This window comes from Oleiphilus sp. HI0132 (assembly GCF_001635845.1).
Map to the genome: position 1 here is coordinate 1 of NZ_LWGJ01000434.1, position 6,312 is coordinate 6,312.

The 6,312-nt window shown below is 43.2% G+C and carries 2 protein-coding genes; both read left to right on the forward strand.

Going from position 1 to position 6,312, the window contains the following annotated elements; translation table 11 throughout:
- The first annotated feature begins 47 nt into the window (after positions 1–47).
- Entirely contained in the window at positions 48–4,916 is a 4,869-nt protein-coding gene (locus tag A3766_RS05255) for an NAD-glutamate dehydrogenase (protein WP_068641850.1), read from the forward strand.
- Positions 4,917–5,009: 93 nt separating this feature from the next.
- A partial coding sequence (locus tag A3766_RS05260; RefSeq protein WP_068641852.1) for a transketolase occupies positions 5,010–6,312 on the forward strand: 1,303 nt, incomplete at its 3' end.

The window sequence follows — 6,312 nt, forward strand, 5'->3', positions numbered from 1 at the left end:
CTAATGTAAGTTGTGAGCTTTGTTGATTGAAATGGCGGAAAATAATAATGAAGGTTATTGATACCACAAGTAAGAAAAAATTCATTTCCCAGATTAAAGACTCTGTTAAGGATAAGTTAGGTGTCAAACAGGGAGCGTTGGTTACCCAGTTTGTCGACCAGCTTTTCGCAAGCACGTTTATAGAGGAATTCGAAGACCGTAGAGTCTCGGATATGCTCGGCCTTGTTATGTCGGCATGGAAGTTTTCTTCAACGCACAAAGGTACAAAGGCGAAAATTGAGGTTTTTAACCCGAACCTTGAAGACCATAATTGGCAGTCACCCCATACTGTACTCGTGGTGCTTCAAGAAAACATGCCGTTTATTGTCGATTCGATCAGGCTAATCCTTTCTAATCGCATGGTCAAAATTCATAGTATTCAGTATGCAAATATCCGTTGCGAACGAGCAAAAAATGGTGATATTGAATCCCTTAAAAGTGGTGCCGCCGCAAAAGAATCAACCTGCAATGATGAAGCGCTTATATTTATCGAGATAGATCGGCATAGCGATTCAGCGTCTCAGAAGTCTTTGCTAAAGGCTATCAATGAAGTGATGTCAGACGTTTCAACGATGGTTGGCGACTATGAAAATATGCTTACCAAGAAACAGAGCTTGATAGAAAACCTAACCGAAAAGAATTATAAAACTATTGCGCCTGAAGACATTGAAGAGGGGCGCGAGTTTTTACGCTGGATGGGGGATGAACGCTTCATCTTCTTGGGTTGTGTAGATTATGACCTAAAGAAAGAGGGAAGAAGTGAAAGTTTCGACCTCGTTAAAGGAAGCGGCCTGGGGCTGGTTCATCGCTTTGTAGATTTTATCGAAAAGTCAGAACTGAACAAGTTGCCAAAAGCCTCTAAGCAACAAATTTTCGGTAGCAATTTGTTCTTTTTCTCAAAGGCTTCTCAGCGGTCCTCCGTTCATCGACCTGTTTATCCAGAGTGTGTTGGTGTAAAGCGTTTTGATAAAGATGGCAATTTAGCCGGTATCTGTTGTTTTATTGGCCTATACACCGCAAAAATGTATTCTGAATCGCCTGCAAACATTCCTTTGTTGCGGAATAAAATCAGCTACGTTTCTGAAAACTCGGGTTTAAATATACGGGACTATCGGGGCAAGGAGCTTCTGCAGTCTCTGATAGTTTTTCCACGGGAGGATCTGTTCCAGATTGATAAGGATGAGTTGCTCGACGTTATTATGGGAACCCTTTATATACAGGAGCGAAAGCAGACAAGGCTATTTATAAGAGAGGATATTTTTAGCCAGTTTGTCTCATGTTTGGCTTATGTCCCAAGAGAAATCTATAGCACGGATATTCGCCTTAAAATTCAGCGAATTTTACAAGATAGTTTAGGTGCTGCTGATACTGACTTTAATACATTTATATCTGAGTCAGTGCTTGCGCGAACCCATATTAACTTGCGTGTTGAACATTTTGACCGAAGTGCGTTTAACGTTGCTGACATTGAAGAGAAAATTGTTGCTGTAGCTCAGTCTTGGGAAGACGATCTAGAGCAATCTTTGTTTGATGCTTACGGCGAAGAGAAAGCAAATACTTATATCAACCGTTATAGATCCGCTTTTTCATCAAGTTATCGAGAAGAGTTTTCGCCTCGAAGAGCTGCGGTCGATATCGAGAATATAGAAAAGGTAAAAACTGAAAATACGATTGGTATGAGTTTTTATCGAACGATAGAAGAAAATGAAAAAGTCGTTCACTTTAAGCTTTTTCATGCTGATCAACCGATCCCATTGTCTGATGTCATGCCTATCTTCGAAAATATGGGGCTGAGAGTTATCGGTGAGAACCCTTACGAAAGTATTGATCGTGAAGGAGCTACGGTGTGGTTACATGATTTTATGTTGACGACAAGCGATCAGAAGCCAATTGATATTTCGAAGATTCGTGATAATTTCGAAGAGCTATTTATCAAAGTGTGGCAGGGAGACGCAGAGAATGACCGATTTAATAGGTTAATAATCAGTGCCTATATGAATTGGCGTCAAATCGCGATGCTACGATCTTACTCCCGTTATATGCAACAGATTCGCGTTAGCAACTCTCAAGAGTTTATTTCTAATACGGTGGTGTCAAACGTAGAAATCACGGCCTTGCTTAGCGACTATTTTGAACACCGTTTTAAACCCGGTGCAAACGCTTTATCTGCAAAGAATCTAAAGCTGCTAGATAAGATAGAAGAAAACTTTTACAAGGCGCTAAACAATGTACATAACCTGACCGAAGACAAGATTCTGCGTTTATATCTTGATTTGATCAAAGCAACGATGCGTACAAACTTCTATCAGCACGATAGCGGTGGTGCGGATAAAAGTTATATTTCGTATAAGTTGCAGCCGCGTTTAATTCCAAACGTTCCTTTGCCCGTTCCAATGTATGAGATATTTGTTTATTCGCCCAGGGTTGAAGGGGTTCATTTGCGTGGGGGGAAGGTTGCTCGTGGTGGCTTGCGTTGGTCTGATCGTTATGAAGATTATCGCACTGAAGTTTTAGGCTTGGTTAAGGCTCAGCAAGTTAAGAATGCTGTTATCGTTCCGGTTGGTGCGAAGGGCGGCTTCGTTGCTAAGAATTTTCCAAGCGACCGGAAAGGCTTCATCGCTGAAGGGATTGCGTGTTACCAAACCTTTATTACCGGAATGCTTAATGTAACCGATAACCTGGTTAATGGTGAAGTGGTTAAGCCGACCGAAGTCGTATGTCATGATGATGACGATTATTACCTCGTAGTTGCCGCGGATAAAGGCACAGCAACCTTCTCTGATATTGCGAATGAGATATCTTTGGAGAAGGGGCATTGGCTTGGTGATGCCTTTGCTTCGGGTGGTAGTCACGGCTACGACCACAAGAAAATGGGGATCACTGCAAAAGGCGCTTGGGTATCAGTTCAGCGCCATTTCAGAGAGCTAGGTCTTAATACGCAAACAACGCCATTCACTGCAATTGGTATCGGTGATATGGCAGGCGATGTTTTCGGAAATGGCATGCTGCTATCCAAGCATACCAAGCTAGTAGCGGCATTTAACCATATGCACATTTTCTTTGATCCTGATCCGGACCCTTCAACAAGCTTTTCAGAGAGAAAGCGCTTGTTTGAACTGCAGGGCTCTACCTGGGATGACTATAACAAAGAACTGATTTCTGAAGGTGGCGGTATTTATTCACGTTCCTCTAAGTCTATTGAACTTTCGAAGCAAATGCAGGACTTTATCGGTACAAAGGAAACGCGCCTGGCTCCAAATGATTTGATAAATCGAATACTAAAGGCAGAGGTTGACCTGCTTTGGTTTGGCGGCATTGGCACCTATATTATGTCGAGCAAGGAAACTCACGCGGATGTGGGTGATAAGGCTAATGATGTATTACGTATCACCGGTAAAGAGCTAAAAGCCAAAGTAGTCGGTGAGGGCGGAAATTTGGGTATGACCCAGCTTTCTCGTATTGAGTATGCTCAGAGTGGCGGGCAATTAAATACAGACTTTATCGATAACGCGGCTGGCGTAGACTGCTCAGATCATGAAGTGAATATAAAGATCCTCTTGAATGATATATTGCTGAATGGAGACTTAACTGAGAAGCAAAGAAATAAACTGTTAGCAGACATGACGGATAGCGTGTCTGATCTCGTTTTAAAAAATAACTACCGTCAAACACAAGCAATTAGTATAGCGCTTAAAGATGCGATGCCAAGAATGGAAGAGTATCGACGTCTGATCAATGCAATGGAAGCATCAGGAAAGCTGAATCGTGAACTTGAGTTCCTGCCTTGTGATGACGATATCACTGAGCGAAAGTCTCTAGATATGGGGCTAACAAGACCCGAGTTATCAGTACTTATCTCCTATGTAAAAGGTGACCTTAAAGAAGAGCTTATTAACTCGAACCTTCCTGATGATGACCACTTGAGTGATGAAATTGAGGTCGCCTTCCCACAACAGATAGTCAAGAAATACGGTGCTCAACTTCATGATCATCGCTTAAGAAGAGAGATCATATCAACGCAGGTTGCTAACGATATGGTCAATCATATGGGGATTACATTCGTTGAGCGGTTAAAGCAATCAACAGGTGCAAGCTCCTCTTCAGTTGCTTTGGCTTATATTATCGCGCGTGATGTATTTGACCTTGAAAATATTTGGGGGCAAGTAGAGGATCTTGATTACCTTATTTCCAGTGACCTCCAGTACAGTATGATGGCTGAGTTAATGAGTTTAATGCGCAGAGCATGTCGCTGGCTGATCAGAAATCGTCGCAGTGAATTAAACGTTACTGAGAATATGGACCGTTTCAAAACTGGTATAGCCAAGATTGCTAAATCGTTACCAAGTTACCTGACTGGCGCATCTGCCCAGTTATGGCAAGATAAGTTTGATAGCCTGGTCGAGCAAGGTGTGCCGGAAAAGCTCGCAGGTATTGTCGCTGGGGCCAGTCATTTGTATTCTGCGCTTGGGATTATAGAGGCGCAGGAAGAGGGTGATGGCTCTCTGGATCAGGTTGCCAAAATTTACTACTTACTGGGCAATCGCTTAGAGCTAACTTGGTTCTCCTACCAAATTAACGCACTTACGCCTTTAACTCACTGGCAAGCACTAGCGCGTGAAGCTTTCAGAGAAGATCTAGACTGGCAGCAGCGTGCTTTAACTGTCGGTTTGTTGAAGTTGAATGATGCCCCGAAAGACATAAATAAACGTGTCGATTTATGGATGGAGCAGCATGATGAGCTTGTGGCGCGATGGCGTCAGATGCTCACTGAATTCAAAGCTACCGAAGATGCAGAGTTTTCAATGTATTCAGTTGCGTTGCGAGAGTTGCTGGACCTTGCCCAGAGTACGGTTCACTCGGCCTCCCAGGCTTCATAATATTATTACCCTATTGTTCAAGTTTTATTTGCTCAATAGGGTAATTTAAGCGAGAATGGCGGCTTTTTTAGATCATCTTTCGGGAGAAATTTAATGCCGTCACGTCGTGAACTAGCAAATGCCATTCGTGCGTTAAGTATGGATGCAGTTCAAAAAGCAAAGTCTGGCCATCCTGGCGCGCCAATGGGAATGGCTGATATTGCTGAAGTGTTATGGAACGGCCACTTACAGCATACCCCTCAGAACCCGTCTTGGCCAAATCGCGATCGATTTATATTGTCCAACGGCCACGGTTCAATGCTTATCTATTCTTTGCTGCACTTAAGCGGTTATGATCTGGGTATTGAAGATCTTAAAAACTTCCGACAGCTACATTCTAAAACGCCAGGTCACCCTGAATACGGATACACACCCGGAGTTGAAACTACCACTGGCCCTCTTGGTCAAGGTATTTCTAATGCGGTGGGTATGGCGATAGCCGAAAAGTCACTTGCTGCGCAATTTAACCGTGAAGGTCATAATATCGTTGATCATTACACCTATACATTTGCTGGTGATGGCTGTTTGATGGAAGGTATTTCCCACGAAGTGTGTTCTTTAGCAGGTACGCTTGGCTTGGGTAAATTGGTACTTTTTTATGATGATAACGGCATTTCAATAGACGGTGAAGTCGAAGGTTGGTTCTCTGACGATACACCTAAGCGCTTCGAGTCTTATAACTGGCAAGTTATTCCTAATGTAGATGGTCATGATGCTGATGCCATCGAGGCGGCCATTAAAGAAGCTAAAAGTAATACTACTCAGCCAACTATTATTTGCTGTAAAACAGTAATAGGTTTTGGTTCGCCAAATAAAGAAGGTAAAGAAGATTGTCACGGTGCTCCGTTGGGTGATGATGAAATTGCTGCAACTCGTGAGCGCTTAGGCTGGGCTCATGGTGCTTTTGAAATTCCCGAAGATATATATAATGGCTGGAATGCTCGTGAAGCGGGTTCCAAGGCTGAGAAAGATTGGTCTGCTCGTTTTGATGCATACGCAGAGGTATATCCAGAACTTGCTAGCGAATTCAATCGTCGTTTAGCTGGTGAGCTTCCAGAAGATTTTGCTAAACAAGCAGATCAATACATTAATCAGTTGCAAGAAGATGGTGCAACGATTGCCAGCCGAAAGGCATCGCAGAATTCCTTGAACCAGTTTGGTCCAATGCTTCCTGAATTAATGGGGGGCTCTGCTGATCTTGCTGCGTCTAACCTGACTTTATGGAGTGGCTGTAAGGGCTTGGAAGCTAATGATGCGGCCGGTAACTATATTTATTACGGCGTTCGTGAATTCGGTATGGCTGCGATTATGAATGGCATCGCCTTACACGGCGGATTTGTTCCTTACGGTGCTACTT